Source organism: Shewanella sp. 10N.286.48.B5, assembly GCF_002874355.2.
Lineage (GTDB): Bacteria > Pseudomonadota > Gammaproteobacteria > Enterobacterales > Shewanellaceae > Shewanella.
The window spans coordinates 1,247,181-1,270,581 of sequence record NZ_MCVG02000001.1; the positions used below are offsets into that span (position 1 = coordinate 1,247,181).

Below are 23,401 nucleotides of genomic sequence, written 5' to 3' on the forward strand. Positions count from 1 at the left end.
TGAGGCTGTCACGCTGGGGGGCGCGGGTTCGAGTCTCGTCCGCTGCGCCAAACAGATTAGCCCTTGTCATAAGACAAGGGCTTTTTTGTGCCTGTAATTTATGCTGTTGGGCTTATTTTAATGAATTAGTTAATTGGATTAATTACTTGAATTAGTTACTTGAATTAGTTACTTGAATTAGTTACTTGAATTAGTTACTTGAATTGGCTAAATGAATTGCTTGAATAAAAGCAGCAGTTGGTTACTTTGTATTAGTAAGCTGAGGCTGTCACGCCGGGGGCGCAGGTTCGAGTCCCGTCCGCTGCGCCAAACAGATTAGCCCTTGTCATAAGACAAGGGCTTTTTTGTGCCTGTAATTTATGCTGTTGGGCTTATTTTAATGAATTAGTTAATTGGATTAATTACTTGAATTAGTTACTTGAATTAGTTACTTCAATTGGTTAAATGAACTGCTTGAATAAAAGCAGCAGTTGGTTACTTTGTATTAGTAAGCTGAGCCTGTCACGCCGGGGGCGCAGGTTCGAGTCCCGTCCGCTGCGCCGAACAGATTAGCCCTTGTCATAAGACAAGGGCTTTTTTGTGCCTGTAATTTATGACATTGAATGTATTTATCTTAAGCTGAGTCTATTGTTCTGCGGCTTTAACGTGAAAAATATTAAGCTTTAGATACTTCCAATCAGCAGGTTAAAAGGTTGATGTTAAGTTAAAAAATTACGGTAGATGTTTTAATTAAGCCTTGCTCTGATGTGTAATTTAGTATTTTATTAAAGATACAAACTCGCGAGCTATATCGCAGAAAATATAAAAAAGGAATTGTCCATGGTAGAACACATAACTGGCATGCTCGCGCTGATTGGCGTGCTGTCTTTATTGTGTCAATGGTTAGGTTGGAAGTTTCGTCTTCCTGCAATATTACCGTTATTGTTATGCGGTTTGTTACTTGGTCCGGGGCTTGGCATTTTAGACCCTGATGCTATCTTTGGCGATTTGCTGTTTCCCATTATTTCATTGGGGGTCGCGGTTATTCTTTTTGAAGGCGCGTTAACCCTCAATTTTAAAGAAATCAAAGATCACGGCCGCATGGTGACAAACTTAGTGACCTTTGGTGCCTTTATAACTTGGGCTTGTATCGCCCCAGCCGCTCATTGGCTATTAGGCTTTGAATGGCCCATGGCGCTACTTTTTGGTGCATTAGTGGTAGTGACAGGTCCAACAGTAATAGTGCCGATGCTGCGCACAGTAAGGCCAAAATCAAACCTTGCCAGCATCTTACGCTGGGAAGGAATAGTCATAGACCCTATCGGGGCAATTTTAGCAGTATTAGTTTATGAATATATTGCTGTGGCGACCGCTGCAGATCCCACCACCCATATATTATTCGCTTTAGGCATGACATTACTGTTAGGTTTTGGACTTGGGGCGCTTGCTGGCTATCTCATTGGCATTGCACTTCGTAGTAATGTGTTTCCTCATTATCTTAAAAATACTGCGGTATTAACTATTATGCTGGGCGTCTTTGTTGGTTCTAATTTGATCCAAGAAGAGTCTGGGCTGTTAACCGTGACTGTGATGGGCATTTGGTTAGCGAATATGCGTGGGGTTGATATTGCGGATATTTTAGAGTTTAAAGAGACTCTTACCGTATTACTGATCTCCGCCTTGTTTATTTTATTAGCAGCAAGACTTAACTCGACCGCGATGCTTGATTTAGGTTGGGGCGGTGTCGGTGTCTTACTGGTCGTGTTGTTGGTTGCAAGGCCTCTGAGTATCTGGATTTCTGGTATTGGTACTAGTTTATCTAGAGCTGATAAATGGTTTTTAAGTTGGGTCGCACCAAGGGGGATAGTTGCAGCGGCAATTTCTTCGTTATTTGCCATTAAGCTTGAAGCTATTGGGGTTAATGGTGCCAGCTCGATAGTGCCATTAGTGTTTTTAATTATTATTGGCACTGTTGTAATACAAAGCTTAACGGCAGGCCCATGGGCTAAGTTTTTAGGTGTAAAGGCCGATTCATCACAAGGCTTACTGTTATTTGGTGCCTCTAAGTTTTCACGTGAGTTAGCTAAGGTGTTAACGGCTAAGCAAGTGAAAGTGGTATTAGCCGATAATAACTGGGACAACATTCGTCAAGCGAGAATGGCGAATATCCCGGTTTATTTTGGTAATCCGGCCTCTGAACACGCCGAAAACTTTATGGATTTAAGTGGTATAGGTCGAGTGCTAGTGTTATCTCCCTATCGTCAATTAAACCCTTTAGTGAGTTTTCATTTTCAAGACTTATTCGGTACCAATAAAGTGTATGGCTTAAATAATGCCGAAGGGGGAAGTGCCAGACATCAATTGTCAGAGTCTTATTTAAAGCGTTTGTGTTTATTTGGTGAGTCAATTTCTTATGCCAAAATAGCCAGTTACATGGCGAAAGGTGCTGTTATTAAAGTTACTAATATTACGGATAATTTTACATTTGAACACTTTAAACAGCGTTATGGTGAAACGGCGATGCCGTTAATTTACCTGACTAAAGATCAGAAAGTAAAAATTATTTCAGGTACTGAAATTAATGAATTACCAGTCGGTATCGAGTTAATTAGCCTATTGCCGAAAGAGGCGCAAGAGCAAGATATCATCCAACGTAATTTAGCTGAAGTAACAGAAAATGAAGACGCTAATGAGCAAGATGACTCTGGTGAAACTTTCGGCAATACATCAGCTTGAATTTGATTTTGACTAAAAATCAGCAATAAAAAAGCTTCGTATTAACGAAGCTTTTTTTATGGAATTTTTACTTAAGGCTTAAGTTAAAGCGTTTCTAACACCGATAACACCACTTCATGGTGGTTTTTGGTTTTAAATTTATCGAACACATGTACTATTTTGCCATCTTGACCAATGAGGAAGCTCAATCTATGGATACCGTCATAGATTTTGCCCATGGGATATCACCCTTGGAAATAATTTGAGACATAAAAATTGACAAATATCAATGAAGCCTATACTTAACAGTGAGTTAGATTAATAAATTTTCCTTTTGAATCCTAATTATATCAGTTGTCATATTTTTTTGTAAACAGGGCTGTTTTTGACGCTTTTTAGAGTTGTGAACTGTCATAAAAAGTTTAGGCGGTGCAATGGTTCATAGCTGATTGTCATACGGAAGAGCAGTCTGCAAATTTGGGTAAGAACATTTATCAGGCCTGTAAGCCTCCCTTAAATTATTAGGATTTTAAGGGAGAGTTACAATATTGCGCCTTGATTTTGTAACTTAATCAAGTAGGGTAAGTCTACACTTAAAAATAAGAGGTGAATAAAGATGTCAGAAGAGAAAAAGCATGGGGGATATCGTCAAGGTGCTGGTAGAAAAACTAAATATGAAAAAACAACGGTAATGCGAGTGCCTGAAAAGTATAAAGAGGTCATTAAGCATCTAATTAGCCATCTAGATAACACCGCTGGGCTAAGCCATCATTTTAATGAATCTGAATCAGAGCCTTTATACCTTCGGTCTTTAGAGGATAAAAAACAACATATAACTTTCGTTACTAAACCCTTTAAATGAGGCTAGCGCATATATATTCAGCACATATAATTTCCTATAAGTTATCTTGAAAAAGTTACAGAATCAAGTTGTTTGTTTTCTAGGAGTACTACGAATTTTGAATTCGGGAGTAATCAATCACCACGACAATAAAGTTTGAAACTCACTTATGCCCCGAAATGTGTTTGAAATGGATATCTCTCGAGGTTTAGTCATTTGTATTTACCCACAATAATCTAATATCACCTTCAATAGAGTGGCCAAATTCGCTATACCACTACACTTTTTCTAATCGATTATGACCGCCTTACTTGTCGTCCAAATGACTGGTTGCCTATACAGGTATAACTGATTTTCTTCAAATTGAGATAATTCTGACGCCAAAGGATGCGTAAAATGAGCTTTTTACGCATCGATAATTTTGTAACATTCTAGAAAACCCATACATATCAGTCTACTGCGAAATTTTTTAAAGTGTTGTATAGACCTCGTAAACAAAGACGCATTGTTTTTCCGGCAGTATTTTGAGCATTATTTACGTATTCGCAAAAATATTCGATTTACAACAATAACTTAGCGATGGTATCTTTGAAGTTTGAATTGAGCAGCCTGGAACATTATTGTGCTGCTATTGAATAAGCTGTTATGAAACAAGGAGGCTACATTGGCAGAAGAGTACTATAGGAAGTCGGTAGAGGGCTTCGAAGTTGTTACTGAAGCAGGTAAAAAGCCGGAACCATTTATGGTGACAACGAACGGAGTGGATTATGAGCAACTAAAAGTCACGGTCTTGGAGAAGTTCACTAATGTTGTTGAAGCTACAAAAGAACTTGATAAGCGCGAAAAAACCGATATACAGGATTTTATTGAGTCTAACCAAGAACTAGTCAGCGACGGGCTTGAACGCTGGTTGAATGAATCAGATTTAGTTGGAACCGCACATAGTTACTTGACTGAAATATTCCCCAATCTACCAGAGTTGGATCGGTTGTCAGAAGTCTTAGTTGAATTGCTAATGCAACTGTCAAAGTTGCTGTAACTGTTTCATAACAAAGCATTTAAGACGGATTCCCAACGCTCGGCATTTTTGGTTTGCTTTGAATTTAGTGTTTACGGCACAATGCTTTAAGTTCAGTGGTCTGCGTTGCTCACCACTTAATGCGGCGTTAGATGCTCATCATAGAAAGGAGTCTTGATTGAACGTTACTAAGAAAAACCTTGAAGCCGCTGTAAATGAAAATATTCTTTCATTTGAGCAGTCTGAAAAATTAATCGAATTTTTAAACAAGCAACCAAATACAGCACCTAAGTTTGATTTTACACACGTTCTTTATTACATCGGAGGAATGATTGCCATCGGAGCAATGACTCTTTTTATGAACTTAGGATGGGAGTCGTTCGGTGGAGTAGGTATTGTTTTTATCTCCTTGTTTTATGGTTCGGTTGGTTTGAAACTTACTAATATTTTTAAGTCTAAAGAGTTAGCTATCCCCGCAGGAATATGTGGAACTTTTGTTATAGCATTAACACCACTAGCGGTTTATGGGTTACAGCATGCTTTAGGCGTTTGGCCAGATGACAGTGTTTACCGTGAATACCATCGATATATCAAATGGCATTGGCTTTATATGGAATTAAGTACGCTAGCAGTAGGAGTTATTATTGCTTGGAAATATAAATATCCGTTCTTAATTATGCCAATTGCAGTAACTCTTTGGTATTTAACTATGGATGTTGCAGTCATGATTAATGGTGGAGATTATAGCTGGGAACTCAGAAAAATAGTTTCTATGTACTCTGGACTACTCATGATCGCTTTAGCTTTTTGGGTTGATATTAGATCTCACAATAAAGCTGATTATTCATTTTGGATATATCTCTTTGGCGTAATTGCATTTTGGGGAGGAATGTCTCTCCAACACTCTGATAGCGAATTATCGAAGTTTATCTATTTTACGATCAATCTATTTATGATTTTTACTGGAGTTCTAATTGTCAGAAGAGTATTTGTTATATTTGGTGCAATAGGTTGTTCTGGTTATATAGGTCATTTAGCCTCCGATATCTTTAAGGATAGCTGGTTATTCCCTATAACTTTAACACTGCTTGGTTTGTTCGTTATCTATTTAGGAGTTCTTTGGCAAAAAAATGAATTAATAATAACATCCAAAGCAAGAAGTTTTTTGCCAAAAGCGCTACGTGAATTATTAGAATATAAGCATGCGTAATAGCATCTAACACATATGAGCCTTCCGCCAGTCAATAGGCGAGCCTAACTTATTTGACTGCTTTTGCAGTCAAATAAAAATCAATCAACAAATTCATCTACTTCGTCTGTCATTTAGCTGTCAAATCATCGTTTACAGCAAACACATATAGAGGCTCTCTTAGTGCGATCTTATCGCTGCCTGACGCTTTTCAATCCTTTGAAATATCAGGGGCACTAGACATTTATCGGTTAACCCTAAGATGGCACTATTCAAGTCAGAGGTGCTTTGTGCACAGTTAGTTTCAGGCTCATTTAAGGTGTAAACGACTTTGGTAATTGTACTTATTAATGCGCGCCAATAAGGCGTCTAATCAAGGCGATGTAGCTTAAATAGCATTTGGCATAGTGATGATGGTGTGAAGTCATTGCTTCATTAGCCACATCATTCACGGTCATGCTCGCTTCTCTTTTCAAGAGTATCTAGTTAGATGTTCAGCTCACCTTATTGCGCGACTTATCCTTTCAAGAATCGTTGCTCATCAAATACCGTTTTGTTCTTCAACATGAAATAAACACAGCGACCAAGCTTATGAGCGAGTGCCGATAATGCTTTGGCTTTACTCATTCGTTTTTGTAATTGATTAAGGTAGTTACGGGCTTTGTCATTGCCACGTAGGTAAAGCACCGCTGCTTCAGAGAATGCCCACTTTAAATGAGCATTACCGATTTTATTGCCATTCGTGCCGTAGGTTTTTCCGGCTGATTCAGCTTTGCACTTTACTAAACGAGAGTATGAGGCAAATTTTTGTACCGATTCAAATCGGGCTATATCACCGATTTCATATAGAATTGTCAGCGATAAAACCTTACCAATACCAGGCACGGTTTTAAGCAGTTCTAGATAGACGGGATTATGGTTTTTTGCCTGTTTTTCAATGAACCATTCGACCTGCGCGAGTTCCTTGGCATAGCAATCAAGGAGTGCCATGTCTAAATCGATATTACGTTGCACAATAGGGTCTTGATATTGCTCCCGCAGTTTTTGTCTTGCTGAGATGTTTTTAAGGTTTAGGTCAGTGGCAGGTAAGTTGTATTGGCTGTTGGTGTTAACAACATGACCTTTGAGCATAGCGCCGTGACGGACAATCTTCATACGACGGCGTAACAGATCACGTGCAGCGCGCATTTCACTGGGGTAATCGTAGGCTATGGGGAAGTTACCACCACGAAGCAATGTCGCAATTTTAAAGGAATCGACTTTATCATTTTTAGTTTTGCCGCCATGAATCGCCTTCATATAAAGCGCATGGCCTAACACAAAATCGATACCCAGTTCAGCACACCAGTCTGACACCCAATACCAACAATGCATGCACTCAACCCCGACAATGACATTGCCGATATAGGGTTCAAGTATGAGTAGTAAGTCATCTTTGTCAGCGCCAATCTTTTTATGGACGACAACTTCCCCTTTAGAATCAATGATGCATACATAAAGTAAACGTGCATGTAAATCGATACCACAGTAGTATGGATGTGAGTTATTATAAAATCTCATTGAGCTTTCTCCTGTTGGTTTGGTCACCTTAAGCATACCGCTGTTGCGGCTTGCTAGGGAGGGGGCTCAATGAGTATCAAGTCATTCCAAAGGACAAAAAACAGTTGGTTTTTGCTCCTGCGTCGCTTATTTTAACCAACTATTTTTTGCCTCTGAATGAGGCGTTAGGCAGCAAAGGAAAGCTAGGTGAGTAGTTTCAACATTAGAGCCTTAAATAAAGATGATTGGTCAACATACAGAGAGCTTCGTCTTCTTTCTCTTCAGGACTCTCCGAACTCTTTTGGTAGTAGTTATGAAAAAGAGTTTTCATTTTCACGTGAGGAATGGGTTTCTCGTCTTGACCTAGATAATATGGTTAAATTTGCTCTACCACTTGTTGCAGAGCTTAATGGGCTTGCAGTTGGTCTAGCTTGGGGATTACTTCATAATCCTCAAGATAAAACCGCTCATATTTATCAAATGTGGGTTTCTCCTAATGTTCGTGGTCAAGGTGTAGGTGGTTTATTGCTTAAAAACATCATAGCGTGGTCAAATGAACTTAATTTAGATTATGTTTCATTAGCGGTAACAACCATTAATAAAAATGCAGTAAAGTTATATGAAGCCTATGGCTTTGAGCCTTACGGTGCATTAGAAGCTCTTCGTGAAGGTTCAGCATTATCTGTTCAGCCCATGAAATTGAAACTGTGTGCAATAGCTGCCTAACAAGAAATTAAACAAGTACAAAAAACAGTTGGTTTTTGCTCCTTCGTCGCTTATTTTAACCAACTATTTTTTGCCTGTTAATTGGGCCGTTAAGCAGCGCATCAACATCGTGGGGTTATGATGGATTTATTTACACCTATAGCAGAGGATGAAAAGTTACATCCAATATTTAAAATGATGCTTCAGAAACAATACGGACCTGAACGAGAAGTTTTAAACTCATGGGCTAAAGGTTTTGAAGATAGAGATGGAAAGTTTGTGTATGAACTTCAGACTACTTTCGAATCGTCTATGTGGGAGTTATATCTTAATGCATTTTTAAATGAACTTGGCGCTAATACGGACTTTTCTCAGTATGCTCCAGATTTTGTAACTGAATTAGACAGGCCTATTGTACTAGAAGCAACAATTGCAGCACCACCCCAAGGCGGAGAAGCACCTGCAGGTCATTCTCAAAAATTTGCGCCAACGGATTTTGCTACTTTCAATCAACAATCAGCAATTCGAATATCTAATAGCCTTTCGTCCAAAATAAAAAAATATCGAACTAGTTACTCCAAACTAGAACATGTAAAAGATAAACCCTATGTTATTGGTTTGGCATCTTTTGATCGTCCTTATTCACACTATGCTGTAAATAGAGCAATTGTCGCAGTCTTATATGGACTATATGTTGATGAGGAAACAACGATTGCAACTGGTGCTAATGAATTAATTAAATATCCAGTTGATGCTGTGATAAAAAATGAAAATGCCACAATACCATTAGGTCTTTTCACCACGGATGAATTCAAAGATGTTAGCGCTGTAATTTATAGTTCTTTAGCTACTTGGGGTAAAATTCGTGCTTTGGCAGATAATCCAAGTGCTCAAACCGTCTATCATACTAGTCATTTACCTGTTGATGACAGTATCTTCCCAGAGATGCGTAATTCTATGAAAGCCGATTATGCAGAAGATATTGCAGATGGATTACATATCTTACACAACCCATTTGCAGAGCACCCTTTGGATGTAAGTACTTTCAATCATGAACGAGTAGCTCAATACTTTGTGGATCCTGAAACAGGAATGATGGATGTTATTGCACCGGACGATTTTCTTTTATTGAGACAATTAATGAGTGCAGTCGTACGTAGCGATGCTTAACAAGAGCAAGCAGACAGACAAATTATTCGCTTAGGCTCTTAATTTGCTGCTGTTGCAAGCGTTATGTTTAAAGGAGAGTTATGAGTTTACAGATGGATATCTCGTTTGCGTGCGAATGTGGTGAGCATGTAGAAGATATAGTCTATGTACAAGACCCTGACTTTTCCGCCGAAAAGAATAAGGATAGCCAAACCGACTCTTGGCAGGAGGTGCTTTGCCCTTCTTGCGATAAAGAATATACGGTTCAAGTTACTAACACTTTTTATAGTGCGATGGCATCAATTGATTATGGGCATGTGGATGTAAATTACGGGATGCCGTATTACCCAGAAGATGAAGCTGATGAGCTTTACTGGTATATCGATAGTAAAACTCATCTTGAAATTCTGCAAAACCATTTGAAGAGTGTCAGAACATTACTAGAAGTAGAAGTTCCTCCTGACACCCTGTTTAGCCTATGGGTCATGCTACATGGTCACGTTGTATCAGCAATTGAAGGTTATTTGGCAGGAACATTTATTCATAAAGTTACAAATTCTGAAGAGTTGATACGAAAACTCGTTGAAACAGACCCCGAATTCTCAAAACGGACATTTACTCTTAAAGAGATTTTTGAAAAGCAATCAAGTTTAAAGGTCACGGTGGCTACTTATCTCAAAGATCTAATATTTCATGATCTAAAGAAAGTAAAGCCTATGTTTAAGGATGTTCTTGGTCATGATTTTGGTGATATATCGTGGTTATTCAAAGATGTCATGAAGCGTCATGATTGTGTTCATCGAGCAGGATACAACAAGGACGGGGAAGCAATTGAGGTTTCAATAGAGTCCGTATTGGAACTCTTGGGAAAAGTTGAAGCTCTCGCTGCCTCTGTTGAGGCAACGGTAAGCAAGCTAGATGAACCAGATGACCTGCCATTTTAAACATAACAAACAGCTGCAGCGGAACAATTTCCGCTGCGCTCCAATTGCCCGCTGAGCTGGGCGTTAGATTACAAGGAGAGTGATATGACTGAACAGAGTCGGGTTAAAAAATATATAGATAATATTCTAATTGGCATAATTTCAGGTGTTTTGACAGGAGTTGCAGTTTTCTTTATAACAGATTTTTTTGCAGAAAAGCGAGGAATTGAGATTGGAATCGAAACCGCGAATAGGGTTTATGTAAAGAAAACGGAATCCGCACCGTCACTTTATACTGAACGATTAGGTGAAATGATATATAACGCAACCCCTGGGAAATCAGATGATTTGTTGGTGGATGCGAGAGCGATTGTGAGCACAAGGGACGATTATCGAGGTAGCTTAATCGCTATATCGAAGCTACTAAACTCTGAAATAGATAGATTAAAAGAAGAGATTGAAAAACAAGAGCAATCAATTAAAAGTGGTAATGCATATGATGGTGAGGAGATTAAACGCACTTTAGCTGTTCTCCAAAAAAAGTGGCCATCTAAAAAAGACCAAATAATTATTGAAATTAGAAAACTATTAACAGAATTAGGACTTGAACCGAAAGATCTAGTGGTAAAGTAACCTAGCAAGGCATTTTAACTGAACTAAAACAGGGGGTTACGTTCCGCTTCGCTTCACAGTATAACCCACAATTTTAGTCCGCTTAATGCGGCGTTATGTTGCAAAGGAGTCTCCAGCATTGGATGCTATATCAACTAAAAATTTAAACTCAATGCCAGAAGTGTTGGAGTTAAAAAAGCTACTCCAATCACTCGCAATGCTAGATGCAATTATGTCTCCTGAATGGGATGAACGTTTTTATTCCTTCAACTCAAATTGGGACGTTAATGAACAAATGGGTTCGATGAGAAATGGTTGTGGTGATGACTTCTCTGTACTTTTCAATCAAAATGGCTGCTTTGTTAAAGGTTTTGACCATGAATCAGCAATGTCATCTTGGAGTACTGATGGGCAAGTTCCATGGCCAGATTTATTAAAAGGATTACCTTCTGAATTCATCGCTGCTTCTAAAGAACCCGCTTTCTCTATGGATAATATTTCATTCTGTATTTGGAAACTTCACTCGGCAAACTTTTGGGGTAAAGGTGACTTTGAATTTGCAGATGACGAAGATCCTGATGGCTCAGAGTATCTTTTAGAAATCTTTGACTGTAACCCTGAAACATATAGGGTGTTTGCTCAAGAGTACTATGAAGTAGATCTGGATGTTGCAACTATTGCAAAGATTTATAACCATTTACCTTTAACCGATGAATTGGTTAAAGAAGTAAACTCTGAAGTATCATTAAAACAGCTAGAAAAGGACATTTCAGAAATTGGTTACCCTTGTGGCATTGCAACATAACAAGCTAATAAATAAGGACAAAAAACAGTTGGCTGTTTTCGTTCCTCAACATTTTAGCCAACAATTTTTGCCCATTATTAGGGCGTTATATTTTTTTGGAGAGTTCAATGTCCGATAAGTACACAATATCATTGCCTGTATTTGATACTTGTTTAAGTGCTTGTGGGTTACGTAAAGTAACTGATGCAAGTGAGATTTCGCAAAAGCAAGCTCTTGAACAGTTTGCAACTTATTTTAAAAAAGAGATGCACTACGATTATGTTCAATACGATGCTAATAACCACAGCAGTGATACGGTAGGCTTTTTATTTACTGAAAGCGCAATGGATATTTGCACAGAAGAGCACTCTGAAATGCCCACACGTTGTATTGGTGGAGCTGCATTTCAAAATGTAAGTGGTACATGGGTATTATGCTGGGTTTGGTTTCATCCATTTTTCAGAGGTAAAGGTTTATTATCACGCCAATGGAAACAGTTTTGCTCAGAGTTTGGAGAGTTTGCTGTTGATACGCCAGTATCGCCTTCTATGAAAGGCGTTTTGGGTAAACAGTCAACTACGCATAAACAAGTAAAAATATAGCAAGGCCGTTAAACAAAGGACACTGTAGTGGCCAATTGAAATTGGCCACAGGTTTAGAGCTTATCCATACTTTGGGTAATCTGAAATGCCATGATTACCCAAAGTCCTAACACGAAAATGTCCGTGCGACCTGAGGTCGTATGAAGCGCTGTTCACCGCGATAAGAGTGAACCATCTGTATCACCAGATGACCCTAAGACTCTGAATAAAGCAGCGAGTCTGACAATGTAACGAAGTCCATTGGACGGGAACAAAATCGTGAGAGGACGTTCCTCCTGATAACCACAATCGGGTAAGTGCTAGGGTGTCAGTATGATGAACGTAAGTGAATCCATATAAGGTGCGTTATACGTTAAACAGCGGAAGTGGTTAATACGCTGTGGCCAAAAGGCATGAGAGTTGGAAAGAGATTGGACAGTGCTCCTTCGTGATCAAATAACTCTTCGCACTATAGTGGGCATCTAACCTGACGTTGCGCGACATACGGAACAGGGTAAGCCTGTATTGCTCCCTTTGGGAAAGTGGTCTGCGAAGGCTGCCGATAGTCATGCAGGTAAAGGAGGCTAGAAAAAGCGAATGCCGCATTGTAATGATGCGGATACAGATTGTTATCTGGCGCGAAAGCGAGCTGACTTCTAGCTGGTCTCCCGTTGCAAGATGATTTGAAGAACTTTATTCAAGGAGAAACGCAAATGATGGCTTCAATTGAAGTTAGTGCACCTCCTGACAATGCTCAATGGCAATCCATTAACTGGAAAGCGGTTAAGCGACATGTATTAAAGCTTCAAATGCGCATTGCAAAAGCAACCCGAGAAGGTAAACACGGCAAGGCGAAAGCGTTGCAGTGGATATTAACCCACTCTAAATCAGCAAAATTGCTTGCTGTTAAGAGAGTTTCTCAAAATAAAGGCAGCAAAACACCAGGCGTTGACGGCATCATTTGGAACAGTGATGCTCGTTGTATGACTGCGGTCAATCAACTGAGTCGAAAAGGCTATCATGCCAAACCGCTCAGGCGTATCTACATCCCCAAGAAAAACGGCAAACTCAGACCTTTAGGCATTCCCTGCATGATAGACAGAGCGCAGCAAGCGCTTCATCTGCTCGCCTTGGAGCCTATTTCGGAAACGGTAGCCGACCTCAATAGCTATGGCTTTCGACCCAACCGAAGCGCAGCAGATGCCATTGCACAGTGCTTCAAATGCTTGTGTCAGAGAAACTCTAGCCAATGGGTTCTTGAGGGTGACATTAAAGCCTGCTTCGATAAGATTGGTCATCAATGGCTCATCGACAACATTCAATTAGATAAACGAATGCTGAAACAATGGCTTGGGTGTGGTTATGTTGACAAAGGATTGTTCTATAAGACAGCAGAAGGAACACCACAAGGGGGGATAATATCGCCTACGCTTATGTTGCTCACGCTTGCTGGATTAGAGCAGTTGGTTAAGTCTATTGCCTGTAAAACAGGTAATAGGGTCAACTTTATTGGATACGCAGATGATTTTGTTATCACAGGTTCTTCGAAGGAAGTCCTCGTTAATGACATCAAGCCGCAGCTCATTGGCTTTCTACAGGAAAGAGGCTTAACACTCTCTGATGAGAAAACGCACATAACTCATATCGATGATGGCTTTGACTTTCTGGGATTCAATCTTAGAAAGTACAAAGGCAAACTGCTCATTAAACCGAGCAAGAGCAACGTTCTATCATTTTTGAGTAATCTACGTGAATTCATCAGAAAACATCCAACAATCCCCGTTAACGATTTAATCAAAATATTGAATCCGAAACTGAGAGGATGGGCGAACTATTATCGCCACAGTGTTGCTAAGCAAGTTTTCGGTTATGTAGGCCATCAACTTTTCTGGTTGTTATGGCGTTGGGCAGTTAGGCGTCATCCAACTAAAAGTAAAGACTGGGTGAGGCGTAAATATTATTTGGACGGTAAGGGACAATGGCAATTTCACGGTTGGCAGAAAATAGCTAACATGGATTGTCGATTTAACCTTGTACAAATAGCTCAAACGCTCATAAAAAGACATGTAAAAATCAGGAGTGCAGCCATACCTTACGACCCAGAATACGAAGCTTACTTAAGTAGGCGGAAATGGGCTAAGCAAGGCAGAAACTCTTGGTTCGAACCTGTCTTGGCTGCTATGTAAGGTGCTGGGTAACAGAACACGCCTTAGTGGAGGCTTGAGCCGTATGCAGTGAAAGTTGCACGTACGGTTCTTAGGAGGGCGGCACTTGGTAACAGGTGTCGCCTATCCGACAGAAACATGTCAGAGGTCTAAATTATTTATGTCCATAAATGGGCTAGGGGCGTAACATATTTATACCTCACAAATCAATTTAGCACTTAAAAAGTAAGTAGGCCTAATAAAGCTTTGGCTTTAGAAACGTTAATGTGAAAGGGCCTCGTTCAACTTAGAAGTTATGCCTGTCTTATCTTTTTTGAAACAAAACGCATATCGTTTGGGCAGAAATTCAGAGATTGAATAGTAATTAATAACAGAACTTCATGGATGTAGGATTCAATATTTGTATTTTTACTATCACTTTGACCCATTAAACATCCTTATTATTTATAGCGTTAGGCTTTATCTATTCTATTCGCAATTCATAAAAATGGTCTACACTTTATCGACATATTAAAAACAAGGAATGTTTTATGTTGTATTTAACCCGCCTGAAAGATGAATCAGTTGTGCTCTCTGGGGTGCATGATGCCCATGGCAATCTATTAGATGATATTGAAATCGTGATATTGCCTAATGATAAAGTGGGCATTAGTGCTGATAAAAAAATTACCATTCTGCGAAAAGAGCTAGTGCAGCGATACTTCCAAGATGGAACTCAGAAAGTCTTGCAAAAATAATAGAATTAACTACCATAACTGTATATAAGTACAGTGGTGTTGGTTATGAAGATTATTCCTATATACGCAAGTGCTGGTATTACAGGCTTTGAAAGCCCGGCCGCAGAATATAAGCAATCACCCTTATGCCTTGATGATTTACTAATAGAGCACCCAAGCGCTACGTTTATAGGTCAAGCTAAGGGCGACTCGATGCATGGAGTCGGCATCTTTGATGGCGATATTCTTGTGGTTGATAGGCAGTTAACCGTTAAAAATAACGATGTGATCGTCGGGTGTTATAACGGTGAATTTGTTTGCAAAATTATTGATACTCATAATCAACTGCTGCTGTCAGCTAATACTGATTATGATCCTGCCCTAATAACGAGCAGTGAAATGTTTACGCTAGAAGGGGTGGTATCACGTTCAATAAGATGCCACCGACCCGCTAAGCTCCTATAAAATCCTTGTCGTGTAACTGTAGTGGTTTAGCAAAACTTGATATGCCTGTACTGCCTGTACTGCCTGTACTGCCTGTACTGCCTGTTGCTACGCGCTCTTTACGCGTGTGGGTTTCTTTTGCGTAGGCCACAATTGACAAGAGGTCGTATACGTCGCGGTTAAAGAATCACGAATGTGATACTAGAATGTTTTAGACTAATCTAAATTAATTTTATACTTTATTCTTGGCGGCATGATCTCTTCAAATTCGCAATTTAACGCATTAGCCAATTTGTACAAGGTTTCTAATTTTATATTAACTAAGCCTCGCTCCATCTTGCCGTAATTGCCTCTTTCAATACCTACAAAGGCGGCAAAACCTTCTTGAGAATAACCTGCGTCTTTGCGCTTTAGGCGCAACATATCACCAAACTGTTTAACTAAATCACTCACCCTAGTTTTCCCTTAGGTAAAATGATTAGATTTTCATGTTGAGCGCTAAAGCACCACGCCCTATAATACCCATTATTATATTTAATTGAATCAGGATTTACTTTGAAACTGGACCCTATTGTTGCTCAAATTATTCTGGTGAAAAACTTTGACAACTTCACCACCAATGATGTCCGTTCAGCCTATTTCGCATTGAAAGGAGATATCTCTTTAGACCCTTCGATTGTTCGAAGAAAAATATATGCCGAACTTTTAAAGCTGGTGAAAAAAGGCTGGCTTAAAAAAATAATACCGAAACAAAAAGGGTTAACTCGTTTTAAAAAGACAGTTGGTTTTGACGTTGAAGCAATAGCCTTAAAAGTTAAGTCTGAATCAATAAAATCACTTAAGAAGCCTGATGGTAAGCAAGAGCAATTACTTAGCAAGTTGAATCACTATAAAGCTGAATTGTTATTGAATTTAGGAGAGTCAGAAGCATACAAGGAGCTTTATTCAGAATGCCCTGAATTAGTTGATGAAATACAACCGCAATACAACATAGCCAGAGACAATAACACTAAAATCCTAGGGAAAATTAGAGCCATTGAAGGCCTACTTAAGCAATTAAAACCATTAGAGAAAATATGAAATTAAGACAATGGCAAATGAGTTGTATCAATAAAGCATTAAAGCAATACTTGAATGGCAACTGCCACTTTTTAGCCCTAGCAACACCTGGCGCAGGTAAAACCTTGATGGCATCTGAATTAGCCGACCAATTATTGAAAAACGACCTGATTGATTTAGTCATTTGTTTTTCACCTTCCTCCATCGTATCTCAAGACTTCAGTCAAAGTTTACAATTGAGAATTAATGAACGATTTGATGGTTTGTTGGGTGCTAAAGGGCAATCTATGACATACCAAAACTTACAGCATCTCGATGCAAAATTTTGGGCGCTATTTTCTCGATATCGAGTATTTGCAATCTTTGATGAGATCCACCACTGCGCAGGATCAAATATTGAGAATGCAAATGCATGGGGAGAACAAATAATATTAAACATCAAAGGTAGAGCTAAATACACACTAGCACTAACAGGAACCCCTTGGCGCTCAGACGCTGCTCCTATCGTTCTTTCTAACTATATACACCCAAGCTATAAAATTTCATGTGACTACGTTTATGGGCTTGCTGAGGCTATTCAGGATGGTGTTTGCCGAATTCCGCAGATAATAGCTGTGGATAATAATAACATTTCAGTTATTGATGACGATGAAACTAAAACCTTTACGAGCTTTAAGTCTTTACTGTCTGAGTCAATCATTTCGTATCAGGAAGTTATTGAAAACGAAAAGGTCATTAAGTACATCGTATCTTCAGCACAAAAAAAACTAACATCAATAAGAGCGAAAAACTCCGATGCAGCAGGATTAATCGTCGCTTCATCCATTGAGCATGCAAAACAGATTTCAAGATTAATGAAAGGCTATTTTAACATAGATGCCGTTGTTGTTACGTACAAAGAAAATGATCCTAGTAATATTATTCAACAATTTAGACATGCAAAAACTAAATGGATTATTTCGGTAGGCATGATTAGTGAAGGAACTAATATCCCTCGATTACAGGTTTGCTGCCACCTAACAAATATCAAAACAGAAATGCATTATAGACAAATTTTAGGTCGAATACTTAGAATGACAAGTTCCCCGAATCAAGAGGCTATTATGTATATGCCTGCTGAACCAAAGCTGTTGGAATATGCTTATAGAGTTAAGCAAGATGTACCTATTGAAGCTGATGTCGTTCAGTTTGAAAAGATGAAAGATTGTGATGAAAAAGATGCTAATAATGAAGCTTCTTCAGAGGTAACATTTGCTAAGGAAAGCAAGGCTAGCCCTTCATTAGAACTCAAATTCTGTGAGAATGATAAATTCATTGATCATTCAACCTTTAACGGAAAGAGTGAAACCGTTGAAGAACATTTTTTAACAAGCTCGTATGACAAAACCGTTAATATTTTAGGGCGATTTCGGCAAGAAGCTATAGCTTTGGGGCTAAGTGAATTGCGGTGATTATACGGACGGTCTAGAAACTTAAGAATCGGATTGTAGTGGCTTAGTGAATTTGGCCACTAACATTTAGTTGAACACACTCTTGATATAGAAAAATTATTTGTAAGTTTTTAGTATTACTTACATTCCTAACATTGGAAATGTCCAGAAGTGGGTTAGGGGCTTAACGCGTTTATGCCCCATAACAAGCTAGAGCAGGAATGAGGCTATACTAAAGATTCGTAATTTGACTTACTTTTCTTTATGCCTAGAGTTCTGACTATGTGGCCAAATTTACTAATCCACAACACATATACTTATGAAAATACACGGCCATTAAAAGAGAGTATCAGTAGATACTCTCTTCAGATTGATCTTACCTCTCTGAAGGGTGAGTCCAGTCAAAAGCCTTTAATGGGGCATCAACTGGTGTATGAGATAATGCATTGGTGAAATTTGAAATGAGTTTGCAAGCTAAGCCTGTCAACACTTCAAGTGCATGCCGCTCAGTGTATCCTACCGTTAGAAAGTTCTGCAACTTTTCATCACCTATATGACCACGATTATCTAGTAGCTCTTTAGTAAAGACATGCAACGCTTGTAGTTTGACATCAGGTAACTCATTTCCTTCCCGTAGTGCTTCAATAATGCTTTCTGGCATATTAGCTGATTTCATGATCCACGTATGACCAGGAACGCAATAGTGACAGTTGTTTTCAAAGTTTGAGGTCATCAGAACCACTTGAGCTTCGAGTGGACTGAATAGTGTACTTTGCGTGAATAACTCATAAGTCTTCAAATAAGCTTGATAAGTTGCGGGAGCATCTGCTAGCACTTTATGTAAATTTGGAATTAAACCAAGTGATTTTTTAGATTGCTCCATCATTTGCTTTGAAGCTTCTGGTGCTGTTTCAATATTGTGGTAGTTAAACATAATAATTCTCTCGGTTTATTATTTATTAATGGTGAAAGCGTTACGTAAGGCTTGAGTTAATCGTTCTTCGCTTGCTCTTAGTCGATAGTCTTCAGACTGATCTATCCATTGGATGACACCATGTTCATCAATTAAGACCGATGTTGGGATAGACATTGATTTGTATTCAAATGAAGTAGGAAATGGCAGCCCTAATACTGTTTTTGTTTTAGACGAGTCAGCCCCTAAAGCCTTGTGGTGTTCAACGCCGTATTGTTTAACTACTTTGAGTTCTGGGTCTGACAAAAGAAGAAAATCTAAACTATCTCGTTCGATGTGCATTTTTGCTTGTTCTGCCGTATCTCCCGACAACGCAACGACCTTAACGCCATATCGATCTAGGGTCGGTTTCATATCGTTAAACATTTTTAATTCAGCACTACAGTATGGACACCAAGCACCTCGGTAAAACTTGAGTAGAACGCGTTGATTTTTTATGTCATCAGCCGAATAAATCTCGTTGTCATATGTTGTTGATTCGAATTGTGGGAACTTATCTCCAATTACAACTTTAATATCACCTAGAGGAGTATCTTTTTGACTGAATACCCAAATGAATTTACCACCAAGAAATATGGAAAAGCTGGACATTAAGACAACGAAAACAAAGCTCCAATGCATATTTATAATCCCACTGATAATTGCACCTAGCCCCAAAAGGACACCTGCCGCAAGTGCTAGCATAAGGATGATAGGATTTTTGGGAGGCTTGTTCTTTTTTACTTTTAGAAAGTAATGCAAACTTCCAATCACCGTTGAGGCAAATCCAAGTAGTGATAGTGCTATAGCTGAAAACATCGTTTGTTCCTCATTGTTTTGTTTAATTGTACCAGTTAGTACATTTGCAATTAATGTACTAACTAGTACAATAGGTGTCAATAAGAATTTTATGTAGTTGTATAGATAAATGGCAAAGAAAAGACAGTTTGACGAGATAGAAGTGCTTGGAGTTATGGCCAAATATTTTTGGCAGCATGGTTATGCGTCGACTAAGGTGGATCAATTATCGACCGTTACAGGATTAACTAAAACCAGTATTTACAACGCGTTTGGCAACAAAGAAACCGTGTTTAAATGTATAGTAGATTTCTATGTTGAGCATCACATGTCTGTGGTACTCAGGAAACTCGACTCAGATAAATTAATATCAGAGAATCTTCAATATTTATTTGATAGTGAGTTCTTAAATCCAGAGAATGATCTACTCACTTACGGCTGCTTAATTACAAACAGTATTGTTGAATTAAAATCAAACGAACCAGCCCTCTATGAGTATGTTATTAAGAAGTTTGAACAAGGTCGTATTGCAACACTGGCATTTTTTACTCAATATGAGAAAACAGAACGACTTATTGATGGTATAGATGCGGAGCATTTGACCGACTATTTCCTTACGTTTCGTCAAGGACTCAAAGTTCAATCAAGAGGGCAAAGACCACATGAATCTCTCGCTCGATCTATACACGTATTCATGCTTGTATTGAGTACATTTGAAAAATAGATTATGCGTAGGCTATTCTCGAGCTTTAGTTTTGTTGTCGAGTTTTAGATGTCTAATGATTATGAATGCAGCACCGTAGCAACACGATTCTAGTTGAGCCAATTAGTTAATCGAGCAGGTAGACTGCTTTATCCTTATCGCAATACTATTGAATGGTGCCTTTAAATGAAAACAATAAAATATAATGGACGTATTGTTTTTCAAAAACAAGATATACCCAGTTTCAAACGTATGCCGCGCGTATTTGTAGACAGTGAAGCGTGTTTTGCGTTTGTCACAAATGGCGATTTTAACGTCAGGGAACAGACAGAATCTGCTTCATTGAACAAAAACTGCGGAATACTGGCAAAATGCACTAACTACTTTTATGAAAACACTAGCTATCATAATGATGAAGGTGCAGGTGAAGCGATTGGTATCCTTCTCTATCCTGAAATATTTCAGTCACTGTTTAACTTTGATATTAGCCAGTCAAAATACAGGGTCGATTATAATATTTTGCAGGTTGAAGTGGACAAATTGCTAGAGCACTATCGTGATAGCATCAGTATATTGCTGGATTCTCCAGAGTTGGCGGATGATTTGCTTATCGAGAGCAAACTACGTGAATTTGTCATTCTTATGGCGAAAAGAACCGGCGCACCTTCTGAACTCGATTTTCTTGCTTCTATGTTTAAACCTAACTTTGCCAAATTTGAAGATATTATCCAAAGTAATCTGTATGCGGATCTGAGTGTGGATGAGTTGGCAGCACTGTGTCATATGAGTGTTTCTACTTTTAAACGTAAGTTTAAAGAGGTGTATTCAGAACCCCCAATAAAATACATTAGCAAATTAAAAATCAACAAAGCTAAAGTGTTACTGAAAGATAATAGCTTACGTATCTCCGACATCGTTTTTGAAACGGGTTTCGAGTCGGTTTCCACGTTTAACCGTGCCTTTAAAGGACAAACAGGCCTATCCCCTTCTCAATTTCGTTTAACTTGACACCACCGCATTTTAACCTTTCTATTCAGGTTGGCTCGTTTGAACTAATGTGAGCAATTTTTGAACTTTTATGGAGAGCTCTGTACCTCCAAATTCCATATAGTTACCCCATCAACTAAACACAGAGAAAGGTAACGAATTATGGGTATCAGCTTTAAAGAAAAATATGGTGATTGGGCACTTATCACAGGGGCAACATCAGGCATTGGCGCAGAAATGGCAAGCCAGATTGCGGCAAAAGGATTGAACGTTGTTTTGGTCGCTCGTCGAGAAAAAGAGCTTGAAGAGCAAGCTACGTTGCTTACGGAACGCTACGGAATTAAAGCAATGACAGTTTCTGCTGACTTAAGTACGTCAGAAGGCGTCGAAAAAGTTAAGCAAATTGACAAAAGTATTGGGCTACTTGTACTAGCCGCTGGTATTGAAGTTAATGGTTCGTTTGCTAAATCATCTCTAGAGCAAGAGTTGAAGATGATACAGCTTAACGTTACCTCTGTATTGCAACTGACTCACCACTTTACACCAGCGATGATCGAAAGAAAAAGAGGCGGTATTTTAATGGTATCAAGTCTTTCTGGTCATATGGTTTCCCCATATTTTTCAAATTATGCAGGTACCAAAGCCTATGTTCTTCAGCTAGGTGCATCTCTTCATGGCGAACTTAAACCCAAAGGTATTGATGTAACGGTTCTTTCTCCTGGGTTAACAACTACACCGATGACTGCTGATAATGGTGTTGACTGGTCAAAACTACCTATGGTTGCAAAAGATCCTGCGGAAGTAGCAGAAATAGCTATCAATGGTTTGGGTAGAAAAGCAGTTGTGGTTCCAGGTAAACGTAATCGAATGACCGCTATTCTTTCTGGGATCATCTCCCACCAAAAGCAGGCAATAATGGGTGAATCAATGATTGGAAAAGCAATGCCCAAGAACAAAATGTAACCCCCAACAGTTTAAAACTTTAGTGAAAGAAAAAGGGAAAAAGCAATGATTAAAGTATACGTAATATACCCAAATAACGATGATGTGATTTTTGATTTTGATTACTACTGCAACAAACATGTTCCTATGATAGGAGAGCTTCTGGGAGACGCACTAAAAGGGGCGACAGTAGATGCAGGGCTAACAAGTGTTGTTCCTGGTGAAGCAGCGGCATATGTGGCGATTAGTACAATTTCATTTGAATCTATAGAGTCATTTCAAACGGCATTTGGCCCAAATGCAGAGAAGATAAAAGCTGATGTACCGAACTTCACTAATACCGTTCCAACAATTCAGCTTTGTGAGCAAAAAATATAGAACCGCAACTCTCTACGGTGAAAATGAGCAGGATACCGAATAATAAACAATTTGGATTCAGCTTAGTGTTATTTAATGAAATAAAATTGAAGCTAAACGCTTGATAAAAAAGAGTTAAATATGAATAAGAAAATCAAATTGGATATAGTGTCAGATGTGATTTGTCCTTGGTGTATTATCGGTTATAAGCGTTTAAATACCGCGATAAAAGAGCTTGGGATAGAAGATCGCATTGAGATTGAGTGGCAACCTTTTCAGTTAAATCCAGATATGCCGCTTGAAGGTGAAGACCTACGTGCCCACCTTAAAAGGAAGTACGGTACTACATTAGAAGATAGCATTCGTTTCAGAAAAGAGATGACAGAGCTTGGAGAAGACGTTGGGTTTAAATTCGACTACTTTGACGGGCTAAAAGCTGTAAATACCCTTGATGCTCATATTCTTCTGGAGCATGCAAAAAGTGTAGGCAAGCAAACCGAGCTTAAAAACCGGTTATTTGCTTCGTTTTATAGCGAGCAAAAAGATATATCCAGCAAGAGTACCCTCGAGCAAGAGTTGCAAAGTCTTGGTATTAATGTTGACGAAGCAATGCAATGCCTAGATGACGATAATATGCGAAGTCATGTCCAGTCGCTGGAACAGAAATGGAAACAAGCGGGTATATCAGGTGTTCCAACAGTTGTATTCAATCGCGAGAGCGCTATTTCTGGAGCCCAATCAGTGGATACGTATAAGCAAGTATTAACTGAATTAGCTAAAATGTAATTCCTGCATCCCTCTAAAACGGACTTT

The 23,401-nt window shown here is 38.9% G+C and carries 24 protein-coding genes and 1 pseudogene; 20 read left to right on the forward strand and 5 right to left on the reverse strand.

Annotation, left to right across the window (positions count from 1 at the left end):
- Positions 1-819: 819 nt before the first annotated feature.
- Positions 820-2,715: a cation:proton antiporter gene (locus tag BCU57_RS05375; RefSeq protein WP_102437787.1), complete on the forward strand. Its 1,896-nt coding sequence runs from the start codon at positions 820-822 to the stop codon at positions 2,713-2,715.
- Positions 2,716-2,798: 83 nt separating this feature from the next.
- Here BCU57_RS05375 and BCU57_RS05380 read toward each other — a convergent pair.
- Positions 2,799-2,933: pseudogene (locus BCU57_RS05380) on the reverse strand (thioredoxin-dependent thiol peroxidase); the annotation flags it as partial.
- 377 nt (positions 2,934-3,310) lie between these two features.
- On the opposite strand from BCU57_RS05380, the gene BCU57_RS05385 reads away from it, so the two are divergent.
- The 3 genes from BCU57_RS05385 to BCU57_RS05395 all read left to right on the forward strand — a co-directional run bounded on the left by BCU57_RS05385 (position 3,311) and on the right by BCU57_RS05395 (position 5,763).
- Positions 3,311-3,556: a hypothetical protein gene (locus tag BCU57_RS05385; protein ID WP_102437785.1), complete on the forward strand. Its 246-nt coding sequence runs from the start codon at positions 3,311-3,313 to the stop codon at positions 3,554-3,556.
- 643 nt (positions 3,557-4,199) lie between these two features.
- The gene (locus BCU57_RS05390; protein ID WP_102437116.1) at positions 4,200-4,574 is read left to right on the forward strand and encodes a hypothetical protein; all 375 of its coding nucleotides are present in this window, start codon (positions 4,200-4,202) and stop codon (positions 4,572-4,574) included.
- A gap of 157 nt (positions 4,575-4,731) precedes the next feature.
- Positions 4,732-5,763 (forward strand): DUF2157 domain-containing protein, encoded by a 1,032-nt coding sequence (locus BCU57_RS05395; RefSeq protein WP_102437118.1) that lies wholly within the window; start codon positions 4,732-4,734, stop codon positions 5,761-5,763.
- 495 nt (positions 5,764-6,258) lie between these two features.
- On the opposite strand, the gene BCU57_RS05400 is transcribed toward BCU57_RS05395, so the two are convergent.
- The gene (locus BCU57_RS05400; RefSeq protein ID WP_102437120.1) at positions 6,259-7,302 is read right to left on the reverse strand and encodes an IS110 family transposase; all 1,044 of its coding nucleotides are present in this window, start codon (positions 7,300-7,302) and stop codon (positions 6,259-6,261) included.
- A gap of 186 nt (positions 7,303-7,488) precedes the next feature.
- On the opposite strand from BCU57_RS05400, the gene BCU57_RS05405 reads away from it, so the two are divergent.
- The 9 genes from BCU57_RS05405 (at position 7,489) to BCU57_RS05445 (ending at position 15,381) form a co-directional block, all read left to right on the forward strand.
- Positions 7,489-8,007: a GNAT family N-acetyltransferase gene (locus BCU57_RS05405; protein ID WP_102437122.1), complete on the forward strand. Its 519-nt coding sequence runs from the start codon at positions 7,489-7,491 to the stop codon at positions 8,005-8,007.
- A gap of 117 nt (positions 8,008-8,124) precedes the next feature.
- On the forward strand, positions 8,125-9,156 hold the full coding sequence (locus BCU57_RS05410) for a glycosaminoglycan attachment site (RefSeq protein WP_241903481.1): 1,032 nt from the start codon (positions 8,125-8,127) through the stop codon (positions 9,154-9,156).
- Between the two features lie 80 nt (positions 9,157-9,236).
- Positions 9,237-10,079 (forward strand): hypothetical protein, encoded by an 843-nt coding sequence (locus BCU57_RS05415; protein WP_102437126.1) that lies wholly within the window; start codon positions 9,237-9,239, stop codon positions 10,077-10,079.
- Positions 10,080-10,163: 84 nt separating this feature from the next.
- A complete protein-coding gene (locus tag BCU57_RS05420; protein WP_102437128.1) occupies positions 10,164-10,691 on the forward strand; it encodes a hypothetical protein in 528 nt (175 codons plus the stop codon).
- Positions 10,692-10,809: 118 nt separating this feature from the next.
- A complete protein-coding gene (locus tag BCU57_RS05425; RefSeq protein ID WP_102437130.1) occupies positions 10,810-11,475 on the forward strand; it encodes a hypothetical protein in 666 nt (221 codons plus the stop codon).
- 107 nt (positions 11,476-11,582) lie between these two features.
- On the forward strand, positions 11,583-12,056 hold the full coding sequence (locus BCU57_RS05430) for a hypothetical protein (RefSeq protein WP_102437132.1): 474 nt from the start codon (positions 11,583-11,585) through the stop codon (positions 12,054-12,056).
- 692 nt (positions 12,057-12,748) lie between these two features.
- On the forward strand, positions 12,749-14,221 hold the full coding sequence (gene ltrA / locus BCU57_RS05435; RefSeq protein ID WP_102437134.1) for a group II intron reverse transcriptase/maturase: 1,473 nt from the start codon (positions 12,749-12,751) through the stop codon (positions 14,219-14,221).
- Positions 14,222-14,730: 509 nt separating this feature from the next.
- Complete coding sequence (locus BCU57_RS05440) at positions 14,731-14,937, forward strand: carbon storage regulator (RefSeq protein WP_102437136.1); 207 nt, start codon at positions 14,731-14,733, stop codon at positions 14,935-14,937.
- A 45-nt stretch (positions 14,938-14,982) separates the two neighbouring features.
- A complete protein-coding gene (locus BCU57_RS05445) occupies positions 14,983-15,381 on the forward strand; it encodes a LexA family protein (protein WP_102437138.1) in 399 nt (132 codons plus the stop codon).
- 195 nt (positions 15,382-15,576) lie between these two features.
- On the opposite strand, the gene BCU57_RS05450 is transcribed toward BCU57_RS05445, so the two are convergent.
- The gene (locus BCU57_RS05450; RefSeq protein ID WP_102437140.1) at positions 15,577-15,813 is read right to left on the reverse strand and encodes a helix-turn-helix domain-containing protein; all 237 of its coding nucleotides are present in this window, start codon (positions 15,811-15,813) and stop codon (positions 15,577-15,579) included.
- A 102-nt stretch (positions 15,814-15,915) separates the two neighbouring features.
- On the opposite strand from BCU57_RS05450, the gene BCU57_RS05455 reads away from it, so the two are divergent.
- Both BCU57_RS05455 and BCU57_RS05460 read left to right on the forward strand, forming a co-directional pair.
- Positions 15,916-16,440: a hypothetical protein gene (locus BCU57_RS05455; RefSeq protein ID WP_102437142.1), complete on the forward strand. Its 525-nt coding sequence runs from the start codon at positions 15,916-15,918 to the stop codon at positions 16,438-16,440.
- Entirely contained in the window at positions 16,437-17,870 is a 1,434-nt protein-coding gene (locus tag BCU57_RS05460) for a DEAD/DEAH box helicase (RefSeq protein ID WP_102437144.1), read from the forward strand. Before BCU57_RS05455 ends, BCU57_RS05460 begins: the two co-directional genes overlap by 4 nt.
- A 355-nt stretch (positions 17,871-18,225) precedes the next feature.
- Here the strand turns inward: BCU57_RS05460 and BCU57_RS05465 are convergent, their stop codons facing one another.
- Positions 18,226-18,783: a carboxymuconolactone decarboxylase family protein gene (locus tag BCU57_RS05465; protein WP_055024802.1), complete on the reverse strand. Its 558-nt coding sequence runs from the start codon at positions 18,781-18,783 to the stop codon at positions 18,226-18,228.
- Between the two features lie 18 nt (positions 18,784-18,801).
- Positions 18,802-19,620 (reverse strand): peroxiredoxin family protein, encoded by an 819-nt coding sequence (locus BCU57_RS05470; protein ID WP_055024801.1) that lies wholly within the window; start codon positions 19,618-19,620, stop codon positions 18,802-18,804.
- A gap of 109 nt (positions 19,621-19,729) precedes the next feature.
- On the opposite strand from BCU57_RS05470, the gene BCU57_RS05475 reads away from it, so the two are divergent.
- The 5 genes from BCU57_RS05475 to BCU57_RS05495 all read left to right on the forward strand — a co-directional run bounded on the left by BCU57_RS05475 (position 19,730) and on the right by BCU57_RS05495 (position 23,374).
- On the forward strand, positions 19,730-20,323 hold the full coding sequence (locus BCU57_RS05475) for a TetR/AcrR family transcriptional regulator (protein WP_055024800.1): 594 nt from the start codon (positions 19,730-19,732) through the stop codon (positions 20,321-20,323).
- A gap of 165 nt (positions 20,324-20,488) precedes the next feature.
- Positions 20,489-21,310 carry a helix-turn-helix domain-containing protein gene (locus BCU57_RS05480; protein WP_198589623.1) on the forward strand — a complete coding sequence of 274 codons (822 nt, stop codon included), beginning with the start codon at positions 20,489-20,491 and terminating at the stop codon, positions 21,308-21,310.
- A 141-nt stretch (positions 21,311-21,451) separates the two neighbouring features.
- Positions 21,452-22,252, forward strand: a complete 801-nt coding sequence (locus BCU57_RS05485) for an SDR family NAD(P)-dependent oxidoreductase (RefSeq protein WP_055024799.1) — start codon at positions 21,452-21,454, stop codon at positions 22,250-22,252.
- A 45-nt stretch (positions 22,253-22,297) separates the two neighbouring features.
- Entirely contained in the window at positions 22,298-22,609 is a 312-nt protein-coding gene (locus BCU57_RS05490; RefSeq protein WP_055024798.1) for an EthD family reductase, read from the forward strand.
- 120 nt (positions 22,610-22,729) lie between these two features.
- Positions 22,730-23,374 (forward strand): DsbA family oxidoreductase, encoded by a 645-nt coding sequence (locus tag BCU57_RS05495; protein ID WP_055024797.1) that lies wholly within the window; start codon positions 22,730-22,732, stop codon positions 23,372-23,374.
- The last annotated feature ends 27 nt before the right edge of the window (positions 23,375-23,401 follow it).

What these genes read in the sequence shown, in the direction of transcription:
- BCU57_RS05375 (WP_102437787.1), top strand. Translation starts at nt 820, where the DNA reads ATGGTAGAACACATAACTGGCATGCTCGCGCTGATTGGCGTGCTGTCT.
- BCU57_RS05385 (WP_102437785.1), top strand. Translation starts at nt 3,311, where the DNA reads ATGTCAGAAGAGAAAAAGCATGGGGGATATCGTCAAGGTGCTGGTAGA.
- BCU57_RS05400 (WP_102437120.1), bottom strand. Translation starts at nt 7,302, where the DNA reads ATGAGATTTTATAATAACTCACATCCATACTACTGTGGTATCGATTTA.
- BCU57_RS05410 (WP_241903481.1), top strand. Translation starts at nt 8,125, where the DNA reads ATGATGGATTTATTTACACCTATAGCAGAGGATGAAAAGTTACATCCA.
- BCU57_RS05415 (WP_102437126.1), top strand. Translation starts at nt 9,237, where the DNA reads ATGAGTTTACAGATGGATATCTCGTTTGCGTGCGAATGTGGTGAGCAT.
- BCU57_RS05420 (WP_102437128.1), top strand. Translation starts at nt 10,164, where the DNA reads ATGACTGAACAGAGTCGGGTTAAAAAATATATAGATAATATTCTAATT.
- BCU57_RS05430 (WP_102437132.1), top strand. Translation starts at nt 11,583, where the DNA reads ATGTCCGATAAGTACACAATATCATTGCCTGTATTTGATACTTGTTTA.
- ltrA (WP_102437134.1), top strand. Translation starts at nt 12,749, where the DNA reads ATGATGGCTTCAATTGAAGTTAGTGCACCTCCTGACAATGCTCAATGG.
- BCU57_RS05440 (WP_102437136.1), top strand. Translation starts at nt 14,731, where the DNA reads ATGTTGTATTTAACCCGCCTGAAAGATGAATCAGTTGTGCTCTCTGGG.
- BCU57_RS05445 (WP_102437138.1), top strand. Translation starts at nt 14,983, where the DNA reads ATGAAGATTATTCCTATATACGCAAGTGCTGGTATTACAGGCTTTGAA.
- BCU57_RS05460 (WP_102437144.1), top strand. Translation starts at nt 16,437, where the DNA reads ATGAAATTAAGACAATGGCAAATGAGTTGTATCAATAAAGCATTAAAG.
- BCU57_RS05465 (WP_055024802.1), bottom strand. Translation starts at nt 18,783, where the DNA reads ATGTTTAACTACCACAATATTGAAACAGCACCAGAAGCTTCAAAGCAA.
- BCU57_RS05470 (WP_055024801.1), bottom strand. Translation starts at nt 19,620, where the DNA reads ATGTTTTCAGCTATAGCACTATCACTACTTGGATTTGCCTCAACGGTG.
- BCU57_RS05475 (WP_055024800.1), top strand. Translation starts at nt 19,730, where the DNA reads ATGGCAAAGAAAAGACAGTTTGACGAGATAGAAGTGCTTGGAGTTATG.
- BCU57_RS05480 (WP_198589623.1), top strand. Translation starts at nt 20,489, where the DNA reads ATGAAAACAATAAAATATAATGGACGTATTGTTTTTCAAAAACAAGAT.
- BCU57_RS05485 (WP_055024799.1), top strand. Translation starts at nt 21,452, where the DNA reads ATGGGTATCAGCTTTAAAGAAAAATATGGTGATTGGGCACTTATCACA.
- BCU57_RS05490 (WP_055024798.1), top strand. Translation starts at nt 22,298, where the DNA reads ATGATTAAAGTATACGTAATATACCCAAATAACGATGATGTGATTTTT.
- BCU57_RS05495 (WP_055024797.1), top strand. Translation starts at nt 22,730, where the DNA reads ATGAATAAGAAAATCAAATTGGATATAGTGTCAGATGTGATTTGTCCT.